We start from the raw sequence: 21,070 nt of genomic DNA, 5'->3' as shown, positions 1-21,070 counted from the left end.
TATGCGTGATCACGTGGTTGCGGTCGATATCGGCACTGGCAGCGCGCGCGCCGGCGTGTTCACATCACGCGGCGCCCTGCTGGGCAAGGGCGAACATCCGATCATCATGAACCGCCCGCGTGAAAATCACGCCGAGCACGATTCCGAAAACATCTGGGCCGCTGTCTGCACGGCGGTGCGCGCCGCCGTCACGGCCTCCGGCGTCGATGTGGCCGTCATCGGTGCCATCGGCTTCGACGCCACCTGTTCTCTGGTGGTCCGCGACACGGAGGGCAAGCCGCTGACGGTTTCGACCGGCGGCGAAGACCGGTTCGACACTATCGTCTGGCTCGATCATCGGGCGCTTGCTGAAGCGGATTTCTGCACGGCGACCAAGCATCAGGTTCTCGAACATTCCGGCCACTTCATGTCGCCGGAGATGGAGATGCCGAAGCTGATGTGGCTGAAGAAACATCTGCCGCAGAGCTGGGCAAAGGCGGGCTATTTCTTCGACCTTGCCGATTTCATGACCTGGAAGGCGACCGGTTCGCTGGCACGCTCGCGCTGCACGTTGACGGCGAAATGGAATTATCTTGCCCATCGCCAGCCCGGCTGGCAGACCGATTTCCTCAACGTCATCGGTCTTGGCGATTTGCGCGAGCGCGGCAATCTGCCGGAAGAGACAACCCCGGTCGGGGAAAGCGTCGGCACCCTGACGGCGCAAGCGGCGGAGGCCTTGGGGCTCGACCGCGAGTGCCACGTCGGCGCTGGCATGATCGATGCCTATGCAGGCGCGCTCGGCACGCTCGGCGGGCATGCCGGCGACCTCGACGCGCTGGAGCACCAACTGGCGCTGATTGCCGGAACCTCGAGCTGCATCGTCTCCTTCTCGCGCGAACGCAAGCGCAGCACCGGCATGTGGGGACCCTATTACGAAGCGGTGTTTCCCGACGCCTGGCTGGTCGAAGCCGGGCAATCGGCGACCGGTGCGCTGCTCGACTATATCGTCGGCATGCATGCGGCCGGCGGTGAACCGACAGCGGCATTGCACGACCGCATCGTCAAGCGCATCGCCGAACTTCGCGCCGTCGAAGGCGACGCCTTTGCCGAGCGCATCCATGTTCTCCCCGATTTTCACGGCAACCGATCGCCGCTTGCCGATCCCCATGCGGTCGGCGTCGTCAGCGGCCTGACGCTGGATGCATCCTTCGACGGTCTCTGCCGTCTCTATTGGCGCACCAGTATCGGCGTTGCGCTCGGCATCCGCCATATTCTTGAGAAGATGCATGACTACGGCTATGTGCCGGACACGCTGCATGTCGCCGGCGGCCATGTGAAGAATGCGGTTCTGATGGAGCTTTATTCCGACATTACCGGCTGCAAGGTGGTCGTGCCGAAGATGAATGAGGCGGTGCTCCTGGGAACGGCGATTGCGGCTTCCGTCTCCTGCGGCCTTTACGATAGCCTCGGTGCAGCCGGCGCCGCGATGTATCCCGGCGGTCACGAGCGCCTGCCGGACAAGCGTAAGAAGACGATTTATGATCGCGATTATCGGCGCTTTCTCGCCATGTATCGCCACCGTGCCGAGTTGGAGTCCATGGAATAGGAAACGCGGGAAGGGCTCCGGGGTCTAAGCCATCGTTCGCCGATCGCTATCGAAGCGGCGTATGGGCGAACATGCCCTCCAGTTCTTCGATCCTGTGGATGCGGCTCTCGGCCTCTTCGCCGGCTGCATGAATGACCGCAACGGCCAGAAACTCCAGCAGCGCCATCATTGCCGACAGGTTTTCATGGTTGCCGGCGCGAAGCGGCGGCAGCGACAGCGTCATGTTGGCGAATTCATGCGCCCATTCGGTATATTGGCTGGTGATCAGCAGCACCTTGTAGCCGGAGCGGCGGGCAGAGCGCGCAAGCAGCCGCGAGGCGACGAAGCGCGGCGAATCGACGATCACCACCAATGCATCGGTCGATTGATGGCCGAGCAGCTCGATGTAGCTGCCATTGGCGCCGTCGAGAAATTGCACATGGTCTCGGGCGAATGCGAGGCGGTTGCAGAGATGGCGGCCGAGGCTTGCGAGGCTGACATGTGCGGTGACGAAAACCTCGCTGGCCGACAATATCGTCGCGACCGCGTCCAGCCATTGCGGCTGGCTGGTGAGATTGTAGATATACTGCAGCATCTCGACCTGCTCGGCGATCTGCCCGGCAATCGGGCGGCCCTCGTTGGCGTCCTTCTGCAATTGTTCCAGAATGTTCGGCAGTTGCAGCGCCACCGGCGCCACATTTTCCCGCAGATGCACCTTGATGCCGTCCAGGCCCTGATAGCCGAGTGACCGCAGAAAGCGCCCGACAGTCATCGGGCTCAGTTCCAGCCTGTCGGCGACGGAAGAGGCCGTTTCAAAAGGCAGCTCGTTCAAGTGTTCGGAGAAATACTTGGCGATTCGACGCTCGGCAGGCGTGCCTGTTTTGATATATTGTCTAAGCTTCTGGCCAAGGTCTTCCAAATGTTGCGCCTCGTTGCGGGTCTATCCGTGTGATCGCGCCGAATGGGGAAACAATCGGAGTGCTTGCAGATTTTGGATGACCGCTAATCATGTTAGGTTGTTGTTTTTCATATGAAACAAACAATATATTAGTGCGTACTTGATTACAACAATTCAAATGGGTGAGGGTTATTACGCGGGGTGCGGGAATATATTGATATATCTGCAATTACTACTTACATATCCGGCCACGACTAACGGGATATCGGACGAATGATCATCCATGCCGCGCGTCTTTCCATCGCCAATCTCTTTGCAGCCGAGACGCGCAAGGTTTTCTGGAAAGTTCTCGGGCTGACCTTGCTGGCGCTCGTCGCTCTCTGGTTCGTGCTGCGCGGCACCTTCGTTGCCTTTGTATTGCCGTGGTTACAAAGCGTCATGCCACCCGTACCGGATTGGACGAGCTGGCTTACCTTTCTCCTCGCTGTTCTGGCCGGTCTCGGTCTGGCGCTGGTCCTGGCGCTGCTGATCTCACCGGTAACGGCTTTGATCGCAGGGCTCTTTCTCGACGACGTCGCTGATGTGGTGGAGAAGAGGGATTATCCGGCCGATGCGCCTGGAAAAGCGCTGCCGTTCGCTGCGGCCATGAAGAGTTCGCTGAAATTCCTCGGCATTGTTGTTGTCGGAAACATTATCGCGCTGCTTCTGCTTTTCATTCCCGGTGTCAATCTCGTCGCTTTTTTCCTGGTCAACGGCTATCTGCTCGGGCGGGAATTTTTTGAATTCGCCGCCATGCGCTTCCGTTCGCCGGAAGAGGCGCGGCGGTTTCGCTCCCAATATGCCTTCACCGTTTTCCTTGCCGGTCTGGTGATCGCCGCCTTCCTTGCCATTCCCTTGGTCAATCTTTTGACGCCACTGTTTGCGGCGGGAATGATGGTCCACTTGCACAAGCTGATTTCCCAGAAGGAAGCGGCTCGTCGCGGCTGAGGGTTGCCGGTGCTATTTGGGCGAGCGCGATCGCAGCTCTAATTGGCGGCGCCGACCAGTTGCGGCGGCAGTTCCACCAACGGCGCGGGGATATCGCAGGTCTTTTCCGGCGAGCGACAGAGATCGGCAATGACGCAGCGTTCGCATTCCGGCTTGCGCGCCTTACAGACATAACGCCCATGCAGGATCAGCCAATGATGGGCATGATAAAGGTATTTGTCCGGGATCACCTTCATCAGCCGCTGCTCGACTTCGTCCGGCGTCTTGCCGGGGGCCAGCAAGAGGCGATTGGCGATGCGGAAAATATGGGTGTCGACGGCGAGCGTTGCCTGGCCGAAGGCCATGGAGAGCACGACATTGGCGGTCTTGCGGCCGACGCCCGGCAGCGTCATCAGCTCCTCGCGCGTCTGCGGCACCTCGCCGTCGAAATCCCGGATCAGCTTCTCCGAAAGTGCGACGACATTCTTCGCTTTGTTGCGGTAAAGTCCGATGGTCTTGATGTAGTCGCGGATACGCTCTTCGCCGAGATCGAGCATCTTCTGCGGCGTATCGGCGACCGCGAAGAGGGCGCGGGTCGCTTTGTTGACGCCGGCGTCCGTTGCCTGTGCCGACAAGGCCACGGCAACCACAAGCGTGAAGGGATTGACATGCTCCAGCTCCCCCTTCGGCTCCGGCCGCTGGACGGAAAAACGGCGAAATATCTCTTCCAGATCCGCCTTGGAATAGGGGTTCTTGCGAGCGGGCTTGCGGCTCGCCGTCGCATTTGACTTTTTCGCGTTTTGCGCGCTGGATTTGATCTTGGGGTTTGCCATGAACGACCTATACTCAAGTCCTATGACCGAACGCAACGCCGATACCGACATCGATGGCAACAGGCCGGTCTTCGCCGCCGAATTGTTTCCCCATCGCTCATTGGGGCGAAGGGGATTCAAGGTGATGCTGATGCTGACGGGAGCGTTCTGCCTGGTCTATGGCATCGTGTTCGTCATTCGCGGCGCATGGCCGATCGGTATCTTCTTCGGCGCGGATTTCATCCTGCTTTACGGCGCTTTCTGGCTGAACTATCGCTCGGGCAGGGTGCGTGAGGAGGTGACGGTGTCGCGCAGCAATGTCTCGATCCGCAAATTCTCCCCCTCGGGCCGCGTGGTCGAGCATCGCTTCAATCCGTTCTGGACGCGCTTCCTCGTCCGCCGGCACAGCGAAATCGGCGTCGTTTCAATGCATGTTCGCGACAGAAGCCATGACACGGATGTCGGCTCCTTCCTCAATCCGGAGGATCGGGAGAGCTTTGCCAAAGCCTTCAAGCGGGCTTTGGCCACGGTGACGCAACGGATATAAGCGCTTACGCAAGAAACGGGTGGTTTCTTCGCCTTCTTCGTGGTGTTCTGGCCCACAAGGAGAAAGATTATGAATGCTATCGCACAGTTGAAGACAGACATCACGCCGGAAGGACCGGATTACGACACCGTCCGCCGGGTGATCGAACTCATCACCGAGGACTATCGAGATCAGCCGTCATTGGAAGCGATCGCCGATCGGCTCGGACAATCGCCGACTCAATTGCAGAAGACTTTTACCCGTTGGGCCGGATTGTCGCCGAAGGCCTTCCTGCAGGCGGTAACGCTTGACCATGCCAAGCGGTTGCTGCGCGAAGAAGACCTGCCCTTGCTGGAAACCTCGTTCGAAGTGGGTCTCTCCGGTCCAAGCCGGCTGCACGATCTCTTCGTCACGCATGAGGCAATGTCGCCCGGCGAATGGAAAGCGAAGGGCGGCGGGCTGGTCATCCGCTATGGGTTCCATATCTCGCCCTTTGGCCTGGCGCTGATCATGGTCACCGACCGCGGCCTTGCCGGCCTTGCCTTCAGCGATTCCGGCGACGAGAAGGCGTGCCTGGAAGACATGACCTGCCGTTGGCCGAACGCGCAATATGTCGAGGACCTGCAGGCGACGGTGCCCTATGCGGCGCGGATTTTCGAACCATCGAAATGGTCGAGCGACCAGCCGCTGCGGGTCGTGCTGATCGGCACGGATTTCCAGGTGCGGGTCTGGGAAAGCCTGTTGAAGATCCCGATGGGGCGGGCGGTTACCTATTCTGACATCGCCAAAGATATCGGCCAACCGACAGCGATGCGCGCGGTCGGCGCTGCGGTCGGCCGCAACCCCATTTCCTTCGTCGTCCCCTGTCACCGCGCGCTCGGCAAGAACGGCGACCTCACCGGCTATCATTGGGGCCTGACGCGCAAGCGGGCGATGCTGGGCTGGGAAGCGGGGAAGGCTTGAGATACTTACCTTCTCCCCCGCGGAGGGGGGTTACAGGAAGAACTCCTTGATTTGTCACAGGTCGATAAGGCGAATTATGCCGGTAACGCCCCCTCAACCCGCGCGTACCGCGCGACCTTCTCTCCGCGGGGGAGAAGGAATGTCTCAAGCCGCCTTCGCCATCGCCATCTGCAGCAGCGCCTTTGCCGCACCTTCATCCGTAATCAGCGTATTGCAGCCGATACGCTTGATGGTGGCGCGGATCGCAAGGGCTCGGTGCGCGCCGCCGGAAGACAGCACGATGTGCTTGGCCTTCTTCAGCGTGTCGAGATCGACGGACATGACGCGCTTGTTGATCGGATGATCGATGGAATTGCCTTCGGCATCGAGAAAGTTGAACATGGTGTCGCAGACGCAGCCCGCGTCGACCAATTGATCCAGCACCTGCTTCGATATGAAGCCTTCCGACAGCGAGGTGGAGCGGGGGCCGATGTCGCCACAGCTCACGATGGCAAGATCCAGGCTTTCGGCCAGCCGATAGATCGCCTCCAGACCGCATTTTTCAATGAGATTGCGCTTGGTCTCGATGGAATCGACCAGGAGCGGCGCCAGAAACATATAGCATTCGGCGCCGAGCTGGCTCGCCAAACGCCAGGTATAATCGATGGGATTGGTCTGTTGGACGGCGACGATGCCGCCGAGCAGGGAGACGACTTTGCAATTGTCGCGTCGCGGCGGGCGGAAGCTGCCGAGCGAGGCCGTCATCGTCCGCCCCCAGCCGACGCCGATCGTATAGTTGTCGGGGATCGCTTCGGTCAGAAACTGGCCAAGCGCCAGGCCGACGCTTTTCGCTTGAGCGTCGACGTCTCCGCCAGCAGGCGAGGGGACGACGATCGCCTCATCCAGCCCGTAGGCGCGCTCCAGCTTGATCGCCAGTTCGACGCAATCGTCGATGCCTTCGTTGATCCAGATCTGCACTTCGCTGCGACGCATCGCCTCGTCCAGCAGACGGATCACTGTGGTACGGCTGATGCCGAGCTGTTCGGCGACATCCTTCTGCGTCAGGCCCTGATTGTAATAGAGCCACGCAGCGCGCAGCCTCAAGGACGCCGTCTCTGAATAGGCGGTGTGTGTCCCGCGTCTAAGTTTGGCCACAGGTCCTCCGGCAAGATTTTTGCACGCCCTTTTGTCTTGATGATCGCAAATGACAAAGGTTGCGACGATTGCGCAGGACAGGGGCGGCAAGACCAGCTCTTCTACTGCCGATATTCTATGGCCTGAAACTTATGTCAATTGAAATGCACAAATGTCCTTGACTTTTCGCCGCGAGATTGATGATAGTCGCCGTGAGGAAGTCGGTCTTTGTCCAGTCGAGGAGGACAATGTGCGAGTGCTGCGCCGTGGACGTATCTCGCCAAGCAGGGAGCCATATAGGGCGCTCGGTTTCGGCGAAAAGTCTCGGCCGCCACGGTTTCTCCACTGCTTAGACTGCTTGCCGGAAATGGAACTTTCGCGCTTTTTTTCCCGTTACATGAATAAGGGAGAAAAGGCGCAATCCGCCTGCAGTTTCGTGTCGTCTACCGAACCGGACGGGATTCGCGCCGGTCCATAATCCCCAAAAATGGGCCAATTCAACAAGGATACGTAATCATGACATCCAAGCTTGACCAACTTCGCGCTATGACGACGGTCGTGGCCGACTCCGGCGATATCGAGGCGGTCGCCCGCCTGAAGCCGGTCGACTGCACGACCAATCCGACCATCGTCCTGAAGGCGCTCGGCACGCCGATGTTCGCCGATGCGATCAAGGAAGCGATCGCCTGGGGCAAGAAGCAGGGTGGTACGCCGGACGCCGTTGCCTCTGCCGTCGCCGATCGTCTGGCCATCTCTGTCGGCGCCGCTCTCTCCGGCCTCGTTCCCGGCCGCGTCTCGACCGAAGTCGATGCCGACCTCTCCTTCAACACCGAAGGTTCGATCGCCAAGGCTCGGGCGATCATCGCCGCCTACAAAGAACGCGGTATCAGCCATGATCGCATTCTCATCAAACTTGCTTCCACCTGGGAAGGCATCCGCGCCGCCGAAGTGCTGCAGAAGGAAGGCATCGACTGCAACCTGACGCTGCTCTTCAGCAAGGCCCAGGCCGTTGCCTGCGCCGACGCGAAGGTTTTCCTGATTTCGCCCTTCGTCGGCCGTATTCTCGACTGGTACAAGAAGTCGACCGGCAAGGAGTACGCTCCGGAAGAAGATCCGGGCGTCCTCTCGGTGCGTGAGATCTACAACTACTATAAGGCCAATGACATCAAGACGATCGTCATGGGCGCTTCCTTCCGCAGTGCCGGCGAAGTCGAAGCGCTGGCTGGCTGCGATCGCCTGACGATCAGCCCGAACCTGCTTGACGAACTCGCCAAGGATGAAGGCAAGCTGGAGCGCAAGCTCTCGCCGGAAAACAAGACCTCGGTCTCCAAGATCGCCGTCGACGAAAGAACCTTCCGCTGGATGATGAACGAGGATGCGATGGCGACCGAAAAGCTCGCCGAAGGCATTCGCGCATTCGCCAAGGACCTGATCGCCCTGCGCACCATGGTCGGCAAGGAACTGCAGCTCGCTGCTGCCTAATGCGACTTCGCTTCTTCCTTGAAAGGAAGCTGTTATTTGAGAGGGTGCCGCAGGGATGCGGCGCCCTTTTTCCGTTTCGGAAGGCAAGCCGAAATTTCGAGTTTGCCGCACCTACGAACCCCCCTCTGTCACTTCGTGACATCTCCCCCACAAGGGGGGAGATCGTTGGCGCGCAGCACTCAGCTCCACAAAATGAAGCACGATAGCTCAGCAGATGCGATGCTTACTGTTCGGGGATGACAGCGCAGCGGGTTACCAATCTCCCCCCTTGTGGGGGAGATGTCACGATAGTGACAGAGGGGGTATCACGGGTGCGGCAGATACGAAGTGCGCAATGATCTACCGATCACCAATAAACTCCGCCCTGATCTTCCCCGACTGACCGCCGATCGTCGGCGCCGCCAAGTCGTTCTTGCTGCGGATGCCATTGACGCGGATCGGATTTGCCGTCGTGCGCACGGAGACGCCGTCGTCACGGGTTACCGTCTGCAGCATGTCGAGCTGGCGGAAAGCGGCGGTTTGCAGGAGTTTCGGCCAGTCGAGCACTTCCGCGGCCCAGATATCGGCGGGCTCCAGGATGGCTAGCCATTCCTTGACCGTTTTCTGATGCAGGCGGCTGGCGATCAGGGTCTTGATCTGGTCGCGGCGGGTGAAGGCCTCGTCCGGCGTAAACTCGGCAAGCGCCGGAAGTTCGAAGAGCGGCGCCAGCTTTGGCAGCGGCATCATGGCGAGCGCCAGCCAACCGTCGGCGCAACGGTAGACGCCATAAGGAGCCGCGAGATAGGCGTGGGCATTGCGCACGGAGGATTTCTTCGGCAGCCGCCCGCCATCGTTCAGATGGGTGGTCAGCACCTCGAACTGGAAATCAACCATCGCTTCCAGTAGGCTGGTTTCGACATGGACACCCTGACCGGTGACGCCGCGCCGCACGAGGCCGGCAAGAATGCCCTGGACAATGAGGTTGCCGGCCAGCATGTCGGCGATCGCAAGCCCGAAAGGTACGGGGCCGTCATCGGCTTCGCCGTTCAGCCACATGGCGCCGGAGCGGGCCTGGGCGAGCAGGTCCTGGCCGGGAAAGTGCCGCCACTCGTTGTCGGGGCCATAGCCGGTGATGCTGCCATAGACGATCCGCGGATTGATCGCGGCCACCGAAGCATAATCGAGACCCAGGCGCTCGATGATCCCAGGCCGGAAATTCTGGATGATAACATCGGCCTTTGCGACCAGCGCGCGCAGCTCCTGCAGATCGCCTTCATCCTTCATGTTAATGGCAAAGCTTTCCTTGCCGCGGTTGATCGCGTGGAACAGCGTCGAGTCGCCGCCGATCTCGGTGTCGCTGAGATAAAGCCGGCGGCAGAGATCGCCGCCATCGGGACGCTCGATCTTGATCACCCGCGCGCCGAGATCGCCAAGCCGGAGGGCGGCCATCGGCCCGGCGAGGAACTGGCTCATATCGAGCACCGTGATGCCCGCGAGCAGGCCGTCATTGTTTGTTTCAGCCATCTCAGCTCTTCAGTTCCGGAGCGTCTGCGGGGCGGCCGTTCTTGTAACGCACCGTCTGGATATGCTCGCAATAGAGCACCAACTCGCCTTCGCCCTTGAAGACTTCGTAGGAAGAGCGGATCAGGCCGAGATCCTTGTATTTCGGCTGTTTATCGAGATTGGTGCGGATGGTGTAGATCGTGTCGCCGATAAAGGTGGGCTTGATGAAGCGCAGCTTGTCGTAGCCATAGGAAAAGGCGTTGATGCAGTTGGTGGCAACGAGACCGAGGCCGGCGGAGAAGACGAAGGCGCCGGCGACGAGGCGCTTGCCGAACAGGCCCTCCGTCTCTGCGAAGATCTGGTCGCTGACGTAAGGGTGCATATCGAGCACAAGGGCGTTGAACTGCTGGGATTCGCCTTCGGAGATCGTCCGCCGCAGCGAGCGGATCTTATGGCCGATTTCGAAATCCTCATAGAACCAGTTTTCCGAGTTCCAGACGGGGATATCGGCATGATCCGCTGGCATGGTCTTCGGATGGGTGCTGGAGATGCCGACGGTCGCAGTCATGGCATTGGCTTTCGAGAAAATTCCAGGGCGCTCAAAGCAACCAGAGGCGCTTGGCGTTGAGGCGATAAAGGGCAGCACGTTCGTCTGCGCTCGCGCCTTGCGTCAGTGCATGTGTGGCAGCGACCCAGGTGGAGAGACCGCCGCCCAGCGTGCAGACCGGCCAGTCGCTGCCCCAGATGACGCGATTCCAGCCGAAGCTTGTAATCGAATGTTCGACGAAGGGGCGCAGCGTATCGACGGTCCAGCTATCGGGATCGGCATAGGCGACCACGCCGGAAATCTTGACGACGACGTTTGGCCGCTTGGCGATCTCGGATATTCCGGCGGTCCAAACCGCGCTGAAGCCATCCTTGACGGCGGGCACGCCGCAATGATCGAGAATGAACTGAACATCGGGATTGAGATCGGCCAACGCGATCGCCTTGGATATCTGATGCGGCAGCACGCAGAAATCGAAGGTGAGGCGCGTGCCGGCGAGCCGCTTCAGATTTTCGCGGAAAAGTGCGCCTTCGGAAACGTCGTCGGGCACGACATGCAGCACGCGGCGGAAGCCTTTGACGAAGGGATCGGCAAGCACGTGTTCGAGATAGGCGGGGAAGCCGGGATGCTCCGGGCGGCAGGCGGCAATGGCGCCGCGGATCAGGCTGCCGGCCTGTCGGCTCACGTCTTTGACGTAGTCCGTCTCCTTCTCGATATCGTCTTCTGCGACATCCACTTCCATATGCAGCGTATCGGTGATCCCCACGCGCTGGGCTTCGCGTGCGTAGTCCTCATAGAGGCTGTCGCGGTTCAGCGCGCCTGCCCCTTCAAGCCAGGGATAGCGAAGGTTCTTACGATCGACGATGTGCAGGTGGCTATCGAAAAGCATGGCGATCCTCCCATCATGCTGATCAATATATACTCACATAAGAATAGTTTATTCAAATAGAAATTATATCTCGGCATTCTCCAACGTGCCGGCGACGGTCTCCGACACGTCCCTGGCTGCTTCGCGAACATACTGGATCACCTGCTCGTAGCTCGGCGCATTCGGATTGACGGGCTGGATATAGGGACAGGTGAGCGCGGCCAGCGCATAGCCATCCAATGCCAGCACAGGTGCCGAGATGTTGCGGACCCCATTGGTCTGCAGGCTGTCCATCGTCTCGAAACCCTGCTCCTTGATCAATTGAAGGCGTTTATCGAGATCGGCCGGCATCGGCACATCGTCGTCCTGTTGGCGCTGCTGCTCGTTGATCATCATCTTGCGATGTTTTTCGTCGCGGAAGGCGAGCAGGACGTGGCCGGAGCCGGTGTTGAACAGGTTGATCTGGGCGCCGACGCGGATGGAGATGCCCCAATAGGTCGGCGAATCCTGCTGGGCAATGACTATGACGGAGCCGCGGTCGAAAATCGCCAGATGGCAGGCCTGCTCGGCGCGATTGGAGAACTCACGCATCAGCGGCGTGGCGAAGGAAACGAGCCGGCGCACCGGCGCATGGTAATGCGCCAGACCAAAGAGCTTCAGCGTCAGATAGAAGCGGTCGCCATCCTGCCGCTGCACATAGCCACGCCGGACCAGGCGATCGAGCATGCGGTAGAACTCGTTCGGGCTTTTGCCGAGCGCCTTGGCGATTTCCGCCTGCGTTAGCCCGCCGTCGATCCGCGCCAGCAGTTCCAGGATATCGAGGCCTTTGTCCAGCGCCGGTGCGCGGTATCGATCGCTGTCGTCTTCTACACTCATGGACGCCTCGTTGGGGAAAGATGATTCATCATTCATATATGAATGAAAGCGATTTGCAAGCGCCCGCGATCGCGGCTTGACGGTCAGTGAATAAGGTGTTTACATATAAATCATTGATCCATATTTGGATCGTTGAGGGCGATCGGCGGGTGTCCGGTCCTTTAGGGAGGAAATTCAATGAGGAATTTGAAGGCCGGTCTTGCCGCCGGCATATTGGCATTGCTCGCCAGTTCCGCGGTCTCTGCTGCCGACCTGCCCGGCAAGTTCCCGGGCGTGACGATCGACGCCAAGCTAATCGGCGGCCAGCAATATGAGCCGCTTTACGCGCGCATTTCCGAGTGGGAGAAGGAGACCGGCGCCAAGGTCAACATCCTCTCCAAGAAGAACCACTTCGAGCTCGACAAGGAAATCAAGTCGGACATGGCGTCGGGCGATATTTCCTGGTGCGTCGGTTCGAACCACTCATCTTTCGCGCCTCAATATCCCGACCTCTACACCGATCTCGGCAAGCTCTTGCCGAAGGAAGAGATTGCCAAGTTCGTCGATTCGACGATCGACGCATCGACCATCGACGGGCGGCTGATCATGCTGCCGCGCGCCCAGTTCGACGTTTCGGCTCTCTACTATCAGAAGAGCCTCTACAATGACGAGGCCAAGAAGACGGCATTCAAGACCAAGTACGGCTACGATCTGGCGCCGCCGAAGACCTGGAAGGAAGTATCTGACCAGGCGACGTTCTTCGCCAATCCGCCGAACTTCTTCGGCACGCAGTTCCCGGGCAAGGAAGAGGCGATCAACGGCCGCTTCTATGAAATGCTGGTCGCCGAAGGCGGCGAATATCTCGACAAGGACGGCAAGCCGGCCTTCAATTCGGAAGCCGGCGTGCGCGCTCTCGATTGGTTCGTGAACATGTACAAGGCCAAAGCTGTTCCGGCCGGCACGACCAACTATCTTTGGGACGACCTCGGCGCCGGCTTTGCGTCGGGCACCGTCGCGCTCGATCTCGATTGGCCGGGCTGGGCAACCTATTTCAACGATCCGAAGTCTTCGAAGATCGCCGGCAATGTCGGCGTCGTCGTGCAGCCGGTCGGCTCGTCCGGCAAGCACACCGGCTGGTCCGGACATCACGGCTTCTCGGTGACGGAAGCCTGCAAGAACAAGGATGCTGCCGCCTCGCTCGTCTGGTTCCTGACCAACGACGATTCGCAGAAGCTTGAAGCCGCCAACGGCACGCTGCCGACCCGCAAGGCCGTTTGGGAATGGGACATCCAGCAGGCTGCATCCGATCCCTACAAGAAGGAAGTGCTGAGCACGTTCCAGGAATCGATGAAATACGCTTTCCCGGTTCCGCGCACGCCGCAATGGATCGAGATTTCCAACGTGGTCTATCCTGAGCTTCAGGCCGCCATCCTCGGCGACAAGAGCTCCAAGGAAGCGCTCGACACGGCCGCGCAGAAGGCAACCGACGTTCTGAAGGATGCCGGCGCGCTCTGATCGCCGCAATCAAAGTCCCGCATCCGGCAGAGGGTGCGGGACTTCCTCAAAAATACTTATGACTGCGCCTTTAGGGGCCGGTCTGTCCGGCCGGTAGACGCCGGCCTCTCGGCCCCATGCAATAAGCATTCCACGCAGTCCGGGCCACGCTGCTGAGGAGTGCCGACAGGTGCAAACCATGTATAAGAAAATATCTCCACCGGTCCTGCTGCTTCTTCCGGCGATCATCGTGCTTGTGGCGGTGGTGCTGTTTCCGTTGCTTCTGTCCTTTTACTCCAGCTTCACGCCATTCCGCCTGACACGGCCGGCGACGCTCTTCACCTTCATCGGCCTGCGGAACTATACCCGCATCCTCACCGATCCGGTCTTCCTCGCCGCCTTCGTGCGCACCGTCGTGCTGCTGACCATCGCGCTTAATCTGGAAATGCTGCTCGGCCTCGGCCTGGCGCTGTTGGTCAACAAGGCAACCTACGGCAAGCGCGTGCTGCGAACGCTGATGATGTTTCCGATGATGTTTTCGCCGGTGCTCGTCGGCTTCCAGTTCAAATTCATGTTCAACGACAATGTCGGCATCATCAACAATGCCCTGCAGTCGCTCGGCATCACCAATAGTGCCATTCCCTGGCTGATCGACGGCAATCTGGCGCTGCTTTCGATCGTCGTCGCGGAAATCTGGTCGTCGACATCAGTCTTCGCCATCCTCATCCTCGCCGGCCTGCTCGCCATGCCGCAGGAGCCGGTGGAGGCCGCGAAAGTGGATGGCTGCACGAGCTGGCAGACCTTTCGTTATGTCACCTGGCCGTTCCTGATGCCTTTCGCCTTCATCGCCATGACCATCCGTTCGCTCGATGTCGCCCGCGCCTATGACATCGTCAAGATCATGACGGATGGCGGCCCGGCGCGGCGTACGGAGCTCATCTGGACGCTGGTCGGGCGCACGGCCTATGCGGACGCGCAGATGGGGCTCGCCAACGCCATGGCCTATGTCTCGATCATCCTGTCGATCGCCTTCACAGTCTATTTCTTCCGTAAGCTGGCGCTTGCCCGCACCCAGATCGGAGCGGAGTGGTAATCATGGATCGCAACGCCGAACAACGCATGCGTCGCCGCATCGGAAAAGTGGCCTACCTCATCGGCCTTTTCATCGCGATGCTTATCATCTGCCTGCCGGGTTTCTGGATCATCCTCAGCTCGCTGCGCCCGACGGTCGAGATCATGGCAAAGCCGCCGGTCTGGATCCCGCAGGAGCTATCGCTCGAAGCCTATCGCGCCATGTTCGGTGGCGCGGGGCAGGGCGGTATTCCCGTCTGGGATTATTTCCGCAATTCGCTGGTGATCTCCGTCACCTCTACCGTCATTGCGCTCATCATCGGCATGTCCGGCGGCTACGCCTTCGCCCGCTTCCGTTTCAAAGGCAAATCGGCGGTGTTCCTTGGCCTGATGCTGACGCGATCCGTCCCGGGCGTGGCGCTGTCGCTGCCTCTGTTCATGGTCTATGCGCGGCTCGGCATCATCGACACGCATTTCGGCCTGATCATCACCTATGTCGCGCTGAACGTGCCCTTCACCATCTGGCTGATCGACGGCTTCTTCCGACAGGTGCCGAAAGACCTTGCGGAAGCGGCGCAAATCGACGGCTGCACGCGCTGGCAGGCCTTCTGGCAGGTGGAGTTTCCGCTTGCCGGTCCGGGCATCGCATCGGCGGGCATCTTCGCCTTCCTCACCTGCTGGAACGAATATGCGCTGGCTTCGCAGCTCACGCGCTCCGTCGATTCCAAGACGTTGCCGGTCGGGCTTCTCGACTATACGGCCGAGTTCACCATCGACTGGCGCGGCATGTGCGCTCTTGCGGTGGTGATGATCGTTCCGGCGCTCGCTCTCACCTTCATCATTCAGAAACACCTGGTGTCCGGTCTGACATTTGGTGCGGTCAAAGGTTGAACCCATGGCTCAGGTTACGCTCAAAAAACTCGTCAAGCGCTACGGCGCCCTGGAAATCGTCCATGGGATCGATCTTGATATCAGGGACAAGGAATTCATCGCCTTGGTCGGGCCTTCCGGCTGCGGCAAGTCGACGACGCTGCGTATGATCGCTGGCCTCGAGGACATTTCCGAGGGCGCCATCATGATCGGAGACATCATCGTCAACGACCTGCCGCCGCGTGATCGCAACATCTCCATGGTGTTCCAGTCCTACGCGCTTTATCCGCATATGACCGTGCGCGAAAACATGGGCTTCTCACTGAAGATCGCCAAGCAACGGCAAGAGGAGATCGACCAGCGCGTCAATGAGGCGGCCGCGATTCTCAGCCTCGAAGCGCTCATGGACCGCCGCCCGGCGCAGCTTTCCGGCGGCCAGCGCCAGCGCGTCGCCATGGGTCGTGCCATCGTTCGCCAGCCGGAGGTCTTCCTCTTCGACGAGCCGCTGTCGAACCTCGACGCGAAGCTCCGCACTCAGATGCGCACCGAGATCAAGAAGCTGCATGCCAAGGTGCAGTCGACGGTGATCTACGTCACCCATGACCAGGTGGAAGCAATGACGCTTGCCGACCGCATCGTCATCATGCGCGATGGCTATATCGAGCAGGTCGGCACGCCTGATGAAGTGTTCAAGCGCCCGGCCACACGCTTCGTCGCCGGCTTCATCGGCTCGCCGCCGATGAATATCGAGGAGGCAACGGTCTCGGCGGGCGCGCTGGTGTTCAAGAATGGCGACAAGCTGCCGTTGCCTGGGCAATTTGTTGGCAGGGTGAGGGATGGCGAAAAGGTCGCCTTCGGCCTGCGTCCGGACGATATTTTCCCAAGCGGCCATGGCCTGCACTCGGGCGCGGAGGCAGCGGTGCACGAGGTGACGCTGCCCGTCGCCATTACCGAGCCGCTCGGCAATGAAACGCTGGTCTTCGTTGAATTCGCCGGCCGCGAATGGGTGTCGCGCATGCTCAATCCGCGCGGATTGAAGAGCGGCGAACAACTGAAAATGAGCTTCGATCTCAGTCAGGCGCATCTCTTTTCGGCCGAGACGGGCAAGAGCCTGGCGGTCTGAGGGAGGAAGACCACACATGGCCCGCATCGAGAAAATTGAATTGCGCATGGTGGACCTGCCGCCGAAGGTGAAGCGGACGGATGCGATCCAGAGCTTTGTCAGCCAGGAGACGCCGATCGTCACCATTACCGATTCCGACGGCGCCGTCGGTACCGGCTATAGCTACACGATCGGCACCGGCGGTTCCTCCGTCATGCGGCTGCTATCGGACCATCTCGTGCCGCTGCTGATCGGGGAAGATGCCGATTGCATCGAGGCGATCTGGCATAAAATGGAATTCGCGACGCATGCGACGACCATCGGCGCCATTACGGCCCTGGCGCTTGCTGCCATCGATACCGCGCTTTGGGACCTGCGCGCCAAGAAACAGGGCCTGCCGCTGTGGAAGCTTGCGGGCGGTGCCAAGGATCGCTGCCCGCTCTATACGACCGAAGGCGGCTGGCTGCACATCGAAAAGGAAGCGCTGGTCGAGGATGCTTTGCAGGCAAAAGCAAAGGGTTTCTCCGGCTCGAAGGTGAAGATCGGTAAGCCGCACGGATCGGAGGATTACGACCGGCTTTCGGCTATGCGCTTGGCGCTCGGCTCCGGCTTCGAGATCATGACGGACTGCAACCAGGGCTTTACGGTCGATGAGGTCATCCGCCGGGCCGCGCGCCTGAAGGAGCTCGATCTCGCCTGGATCGAGGAGCCGTTGCCGGCCGATGATCTCGACGGCCATATCCGGCTGACGCGCTCGACGCCGACGCCGATCGCGGTCGGCGAGTCCATCTATTCGATCCGGCATTTCCGCGAATATATGCAGAAAGGCGCCTGTTCGATCGTCCAAGTGGACGTTGCCCGCATCGGCGGCATCACGCCCTGGCTGAAGGTGGCGCACGCGGCTGAAGCCTTCGACATTCCCGTCTGCCCGCATTTCCTGATGGAACTGCATGTCAGCCTCGTCTGCGCGGTGCCCAACGGCAAATATGTCGAATATATCCCGCAGCTTGACGATCTCACCACCAAGGGCATGGAGATCGTCGACGGCAAGGCAATCGCGCCTTCCGAGCCCGGCATCGGCATCGCCTGGGACTGGGAAGCGGTGAAGGCGCGCTCGATCGGCGAATTCACGAAAGAGATCCACGGCTGAAGGAGGATCGGGTCATGCAGCGGATGGGGATGGTGATCGGCCTGGAGCCGTCGAAGATCGAGGAATACAAGCGCCTGCATGCGGCCGTCTGGCCCGAGATCCTGGCACTCATTTCCGAGTGCAACATCACCAACTATTCCATCTTCCTGAAGGAACCGGAAAATCTGCTGTTCGGCTATTGGGAATATGTCGGCACGGATTTTGAGGCGGATATGGCCAAGATGGCTGCAAGCCCGAAAAACCAGGAATGGTGGTCCGTCTGCATGCCCTGCCAGAAACCGCTCGACACGCGCAAGGAAGGCGAATGGTGGGCCATGATGGAAGAGGTGTTTCATCATGACTGAGGTGGAAGTTCTCACCTTCTCCCCGTCGGGGAGAAGGACGCGCGGAGCGCGGGTTGAGGGGGCGTTACCAGGAGAACCTCGCCTTTTGCTCTCCGCTCACTGCAGCTCCAAATATGCCGCGCCACCCCCTCATCCGACCCTTCGGGCCACCTTCTCCCCGAGGGGAGAAGGGAAGGTTGCCGCAAACGCCGGAGACACCCAATGACCTTCGATCCCACATCCCTTCGCCAATGGTGGCCGAAACCCAGCCATCCGCGCCCGATCGTCATCTTCGGCGCAGGCAGCATTGTCGGCGACGCGCACTCGCCCGCCTACAACAAGGCAGGCTTTCCGGTCGCCGGCCTCTATGATCCGAACGCAGAAAAGGCGAAGGCCTTGGCGGATCAATGGGGCATTCGCGCCTTCGCGTCGGAGGCCGAGGCGTTGGCCGTCGAAGGTGCGATCTTCGATCTGGCGACACCACCCGCTGCCCACGCCTCTATCCTCGGCAAGCTGCCGCGCGGCTCTTTCGCGCTGATCCAGAAGCCGATGGGCAGCGATCTTGCCGGGGCGACGGAAATTCTGCGGGTGTGCCGCGAACGCGACATCAAGGCGGCGGTCAATTTCCAGCTTCGATTCGCGCCGATGATGCTGGCACTCTATGATGCCGTCGATAAGGGGTATCTCGGCGAGGTCGTCGATTTCGACGCATGGCTGGCGCTCGCAACGCCCTGGGGCCTCTGGCCATTTCTCAAGGGCCTGCCGCGCATCGAGATTGCCATGCACTCGATCCATTATCTCGACTTCATCCGCGGCCTGCTTGGCAATCCTAAGGGCGTACATGCCAAGACTATCGGCCATCCCAACCATGACGTCGCCCAGACGCGAACCGCGGCGATCTTGGATTATGGCAACAAGGTGCGCTGCGTACTCTCGGTCAATCATGACCATGATTTCGGCCGCAAGTTCCAGGCGTGCGAATTCCGCATCTCCGGTACCAAGGGGGCGGCCTATATCAAGCTCGGCGTCAATCTCGACTATCCGCGCGGCGAGCCGGATGAGCTGTGGATTCGGCCGGCCGGCGGCAGTGAGTGGGTCGAGGTGAAGCTCGAAGGCGCCTGGTTCCCGGATGCCTTCCTCAATCGCATGGCCAACTTGCAGCGCTTTGCCTCTGGCGAGGACGAGACATTGGTCGGCTCCGTCGAGGATGCATGGCAGACCATGGCGCTGGTCGAGGCCGCCTATCAATCGAGCGCCGCTCCGGCAACGCCGATTGCAGAACTTCCGAAGGCTTGAGGAATGGCAGAACAAACCATCTATTTCGAAGACTATGAGCTCGGCCACGTCCGCACGACGACCGGGCGGACGATCACCGAGACCGATTTCGTCGTCCATGCCGGCCATACCGGCGATTTCTTTCCGCATCATATGGATGCGGAATTCGCCAAGACCTTGCCGGGCGGTCAACGCATCGCCCATGGCACCATGATCTTTTCGATCGGCGTCGGGCTGACCGCGTCACTCATCAATCCCGTCGCCTTTTCCTATGGCTACGACCGGCTGCGCTTCATCCGCCCAGTCCATATCGGCGACACGATCCGCACGCGGGTGACGATTTCGGCGAAAGAGGACGATCCGAAGCGCCCGGCGTCCGGTCGCGTTGTCGAGCGATGCGAAGTGCTGAACCAGCGCGGCGAGGTCGTGCTCGCCGCCGATCACATCCTGATCGTCGAGCGCAAAGCGGCAAACTGAGAGAGAATGATGGTGAAACTCAAGGGAATGACCTGGTCGCATCCGCGCGGCTACGATCCGATGATGGCTTGCTCGGCTATCTGGAAGGAAAAGACCGGCATCGAGGTGGTCTGGGAAAAGCGCTCGCTGCAGGATTTCGAATCCTTTCCTGTCGAAGAGCTGGCGGCCGCCTATGACCTTATCGTTATCGATCATCCGCATGTCGGCCAGATCACCCGCGAGAACTGCCTGCTGCCGCTTGACGATGCCGCGCACGCGGATGAGCTCGCTGCAATCGCCGCCGGCACGGTCGGGCGCTCCTATCCGAGTTACAATTGGCAGGGCCGGCAATGGGGATTCCCGATCGACGCGGCAACGCAGGTTCAGGCTTACCGGCCCGACCGGTTGCGTGGCCCGATCACCGATCTTACCGAGATCGTATCGCTGGCGGCCAAGGGCAGGGCGATCCTGCCGATGCGGCCGCCGCATTCGCTGATGACGTTTTTCACGCTTGCGGCGCATCTCGGCACGCCCTGCAGCGTCGAAGGGCCGGAGTGTATCGCCAGGGCAGATGGGGAAGCCGTGCTCGACTGGATGGCGCGGATTGTCGGCGGCATGGATGCTAAATGCTACGAGATGGACCCGATCGCCGTTTTCGATCTCCTCGGCCGGCCGGATTGCCCCTATGACGTCGTTCCTTTCGCCTATGGCTATGTCAGCTATTCCTTCGCCGGATTCCGACCGGCGCGCATAGCCTTTGCCGACATGCCGGTGATCGACGGCCGTCCGCCGATTGGCTCGGCCCTTGGCGGCACAGGTATTGCCGTTTCGGCCCGGACGCAGACGCCGGAGGAAGCCAAGGCCTTTGCGCGCTGGATTGCCAGCGGGCCGGTGCAGGCGGGCGCTTATGCAGGCGGCAATGGCCAGCCCGGCCACGCCGACGCCTGGATTAGCGATGCCGTCAACGCGCCGGCACTCGATTTCTACCGCAATACGCGCGCCACGCTGGAGGGCGCCTACGTCCGGCCGCGCCATGACGGCTACATGGCTTTCCAGAGCGAAGCGTCTGACATTATTAGCAATGGACTGCGCACGGCCGAGCGGCATACAGTCCTCGTCGACAAGCTCAACCGGCTCTTCGCACAATCGTTCGAAAGCTAGGGCAGCGGCTCTAGCTGTTTGTTTTCGCATGGCCTTATCCGCAAGCAACCACGCATTTCAGCTTCGTGGCCTTTCGGTTCGGGGATCATGCC

The 21,070-nt window shown here is 60.3% G+C and carries 21 protein-coding genes; 14 read left to right on the top strand and 7 right to left on the bottom strand.

Features of this window, described 5'->3' with window-relative positions:
* Position 1: 1 nt before the first annotated feature.
* Positions 2-1,585, top strand: coding sequence for an FGGY-family carbohydrate kinase (locus QDY28_RS11615; protein ID WP_331381821.1), 1,584 nt, complete (start codon positions 2-4; stop codon positions 1,583-1,585).
* 46 nt (positions 1,586-1,631) lie between these two features.
* On the opposite strand, the gene QDY28_RS11610 is transcribed toward QDY28_RS11615, so the two are convergent.
* Positions 1,632-2,483, bottom strand: a complete 852-nt coding sequence (locus tag QDY28_RS11610; protein ID WP_331381820.1) for a MurR/RpiR family transcriptional regulator — start codon at positions 2,481-2,483, stop codon at positions 1,632-1,634.
* 252 nt (positions 2,484-2,735) lie between these two features.
* Between QDY28_RS11610 and QDY28_RS11605 the strand changes: the two genes are divergently transcribed.
* Positions 2,736-3,449 (top strand): sulfate transporter family protein, encoded by a 714-nt coding sequence (locus QDY28_RS11605; RefSeq protein WP_331381819.1) that lies wholly within the window; start codon positions 2,736-2,738, stop codon positions 3,447-3,449.
* Between the two features lie 38 nt (positions 3,450-3,487).
* On the opposite strand, the gene nth is transcribed toward QDY28_RS11605, so the two are convergent.
* A complete protein-coding gene (gene nth / locus QDY28_RS11600; protein ID WP_331381818.1) occupies positions 3,488-4,261 on the bottom strand; it encodes an endonuclease III in 774 nt (257 codons plus the stop codon).
* Between the two features lie 22 nt (positions 4,262-4,283).
* Between nth and QDY28_RS11595 the strand changes: the two genes are divergently transcribed.
* On the top strand, positions 4,284-4,787 hold the full coding sequence (locus tag QDY28_RS11595; RefSeq protein WP_331381947.1) for a DUF2244 domain-containing protein: 504 nt from the start codon (positions 4,284-4,286) through the stop codon (positions 4,785-4,787).
* A 69-nt stretch (positions 4,788-4,856) separates the two neighbouring features.
* Complete coding sequence (locus QDY28_RS11590; protein WP_331381817.1) at positions 4,857-5,729, top strand: bifunctional helix-turn-helix domain-containing protein/methylated-DNA--[protein]-cysteine S-methyltransferase; 873 nt, start codon at positions 4,857-4,859, stop codon at positions 5,727-5,729.
* Positions 5,730-5,873: 144 nt separating this feature from the next.
* Here QDY28_RS11590 and QDY28_RS11585 read toward each other — a convergent pair whose 3' ends face one another.
* Positions 5,874-6,863 (bottom strand): sugar-binding transcriptional regulator, encoded by a 990-nt coding sequence (locus QDY28_RS11585; protein WP_331381816.1) that lies wholly within the window; start codon positions 6,861-6,863, stop codon positions 5,874-5,876.
* 495 nt (positions 6,864-7,358) lie between these two features.
* On the opposite strand from QDY28_RS11585, the gene tal reads away from it, so the two are divergent.
* Positions 7,359-8,324, top strand: a complete 966-nt coding sequence (gene tal / locus QDY28_RS11580) for a transaldolase (RefSeq protein WP_331381815.1) — start codon at positions 7,359-7,361, stop codon at positions 8,322-8,324.
* A 339-nt stretch (positions 8,325-8,663) separates the two neighbouring features.
* Here the strand turns inward: tal and QDY28_RS11575 are convergent, their stop codons facing one another.
* The 4 genes from QDY28_RS11575 to QDY28_RS11560 all read right to left on the bottom strand — a co-directional run bounded on the left by QDY28_RS11575 (position 8,664) and on the right by QDY28_RS11560 (position 12,097).
* On the bottom strand, positions 8,664-9,827 hold the full coding sequence (locus QDY28_RS11575) for a CaiB/BaiF CoA transferase family protein (RefSeq protein ID WP_331381814.1): 1,164 nt from the start codon (positions 9,825-9,827) through the stop codon (positions 8,664-8,666).
* Position 9,828: 1 nt separating this feature from the next.
* Positions 9,829-10,374: a MaoC family dehydratase gene (locus QDY28_RS11570; RefSeq protein WP_028752752.1), complete on the bottom strand. Its 546-nt coding sequence runs from the start codon at positions 10,372-10,374 to the stop codon at positions 9,829-9,831.
* 31 nt (positions 10,375-10,405) lie between these two features.
* Positions 10,406-11,242: an amidohydrolase family protein gene (locus QDY28_RS11565; protein ID WP_331381813.1), complete on the bottom strand. Its 837-nt coding sequence runs from the start codon at positions 11,240-11,242 to the stop codon at positions 10,406-10,408.
* Between the two features lie 63 nt (positions 11,243-11,305).
* A complete protein-coding gene (locus QDY28_RS11560) occupies positions 11,306-12,097 on the bottom strand; it encodes an IclR family transcriptional regulator (RefSeq protein ID WP_331381812.1) in 792 nt (263 codons plus the stop codon).
* Between the two features lie 177 nt (positions 12,098-12,274).
* Between QDY28_RS11560 and QDY28_RS11555 the strand changes: the two genes are divergently transcribed.
* From QDY28_RS11555 to QDY28_RS11515, 9 genes are all read left to right on the top strand, one after another.
* On the top strand, positions 12,275-13,591 hold the full coding sequence (locus tag QDY28_RS11555; RefSeq protein WP_331381811.1) for an ABC transporter substrate-binding protein: 1,317 nt from the start codon (positions 12,275-12,277) through the stop codon (positions 13,589-13,591).
* Positions 13,592-13,769: 178 nt separating this feature from the next.
* Positions 13,770-14,663 (top strand): carbohydrate ABC transporter permease, encoded by an 894-nt coding sequence (locus QDY28_RS11550; RefSeq protein ID WP_331381810.1) that lies wholly within the window; start codon positions 13,770-13,772, stop codon positions 14,661-14,663.
* A gap of 2 nt (positions 14,664-14,665) precedes the next feature.
* Positions 14,666-15,532 (top strand): carbohydrate ABC transporter permease, encoded by an 867-nt coding sequence (locus tag QDY28_RS11545; protein WP_331381809.1) that lies wholly within the window; start codon positions 14,666-14,668, stop codon positions 15,530-15,532.
* A 4-nt stretch (positions 15,533-15,536) separates the two neighbouring features.
* Positions 15,537-16,634, top strand: coding sequence for an ABC transporter ATP-binding protein (locus tag QDY28_RS11540; RefSeq protein WP_331381808.1), 1,098 nt, complete (start codon positions 15,537-15,539; stop codon positions 16,632-16,634).
* A 16-nt stretch (positions 16,635-16,650) separates the two neighbouring features.
* Positions 16,651-17,763 (top strand): mandelate racemase/muconate lactonizing enzyme family protein, encoded by a 1,113-nt coding sequence (locus tag QDY28_RS11535; RefSeq protein WP_331381807.1) that lies wholly within the window; start codon positions 16,651-16,653, stop codon positions 17,761-17,763.
* Positions 17,764-17,777: 14 nt separating this feature from the next.
* A complete protein-coding gene (locus QDY28_RS11530; RefSeq protein ID WP_331381806.1) occupies positions 17,778-18,107 on the top strand; it encodes an L-rhamnose mutarotase in 330 nt (109 codons plus the stop codon).
* A gap of 201 nt (positions 18,108-18,308) precedes the next feature.
* A complete protein-coding gene (locus tag QDY28_RS11525; protein WP_331381805.1) occupies positions 18,309-19,382 on the top strand; it encodes a Gfo/Idh/MocA family protein in 1,074 nt (357 codons plus the stop codon).
* Positions 19,383-19,385: 3 nt separating this feature from the next.
* Complete coding sequence (locus QDY28_RS11520) at positions 19,386-19,838, top strand: MaoC family dehydratase (RefSeq protein ID WP_331381804.1); 453 nt, start codon at positions 19,386-19,388, stop codon at positions 19,836-19,838.
* A gap of 6 nt (positions 19,839-19,844) precedes the next feature.
* Positions 19,845-20,978 carry an extracellular solute-binding protein gene (locus tag QDY28_RS11515; protein WP_331381803.1) on the top strand — a complete coding sequence of 378 codons (1,134 nt, stop codon included), beginning with the start codon at positions 19,845-19,847 and terminating at the stop codon, positions 20,976-20,978.
* Positions 20,979-21,070: the final 92 nt, after the last annotated feature.

The sequence above is a fragment of the Rhizobium sp. BR 362 genome, from assembly GCF_036528765.1.
Classification (GTDB): domain Bacteria; phylum Pseudomonadota; class Alphaproteobacteria; order Rhizobiales; family Rhizobiaceae; genus Rhizobium.
The sequence above is the reverse complement of the archived record's forward strand: the minus strand, read 5'-3'. Positions and strand labels throughout refer to the sequence as shown.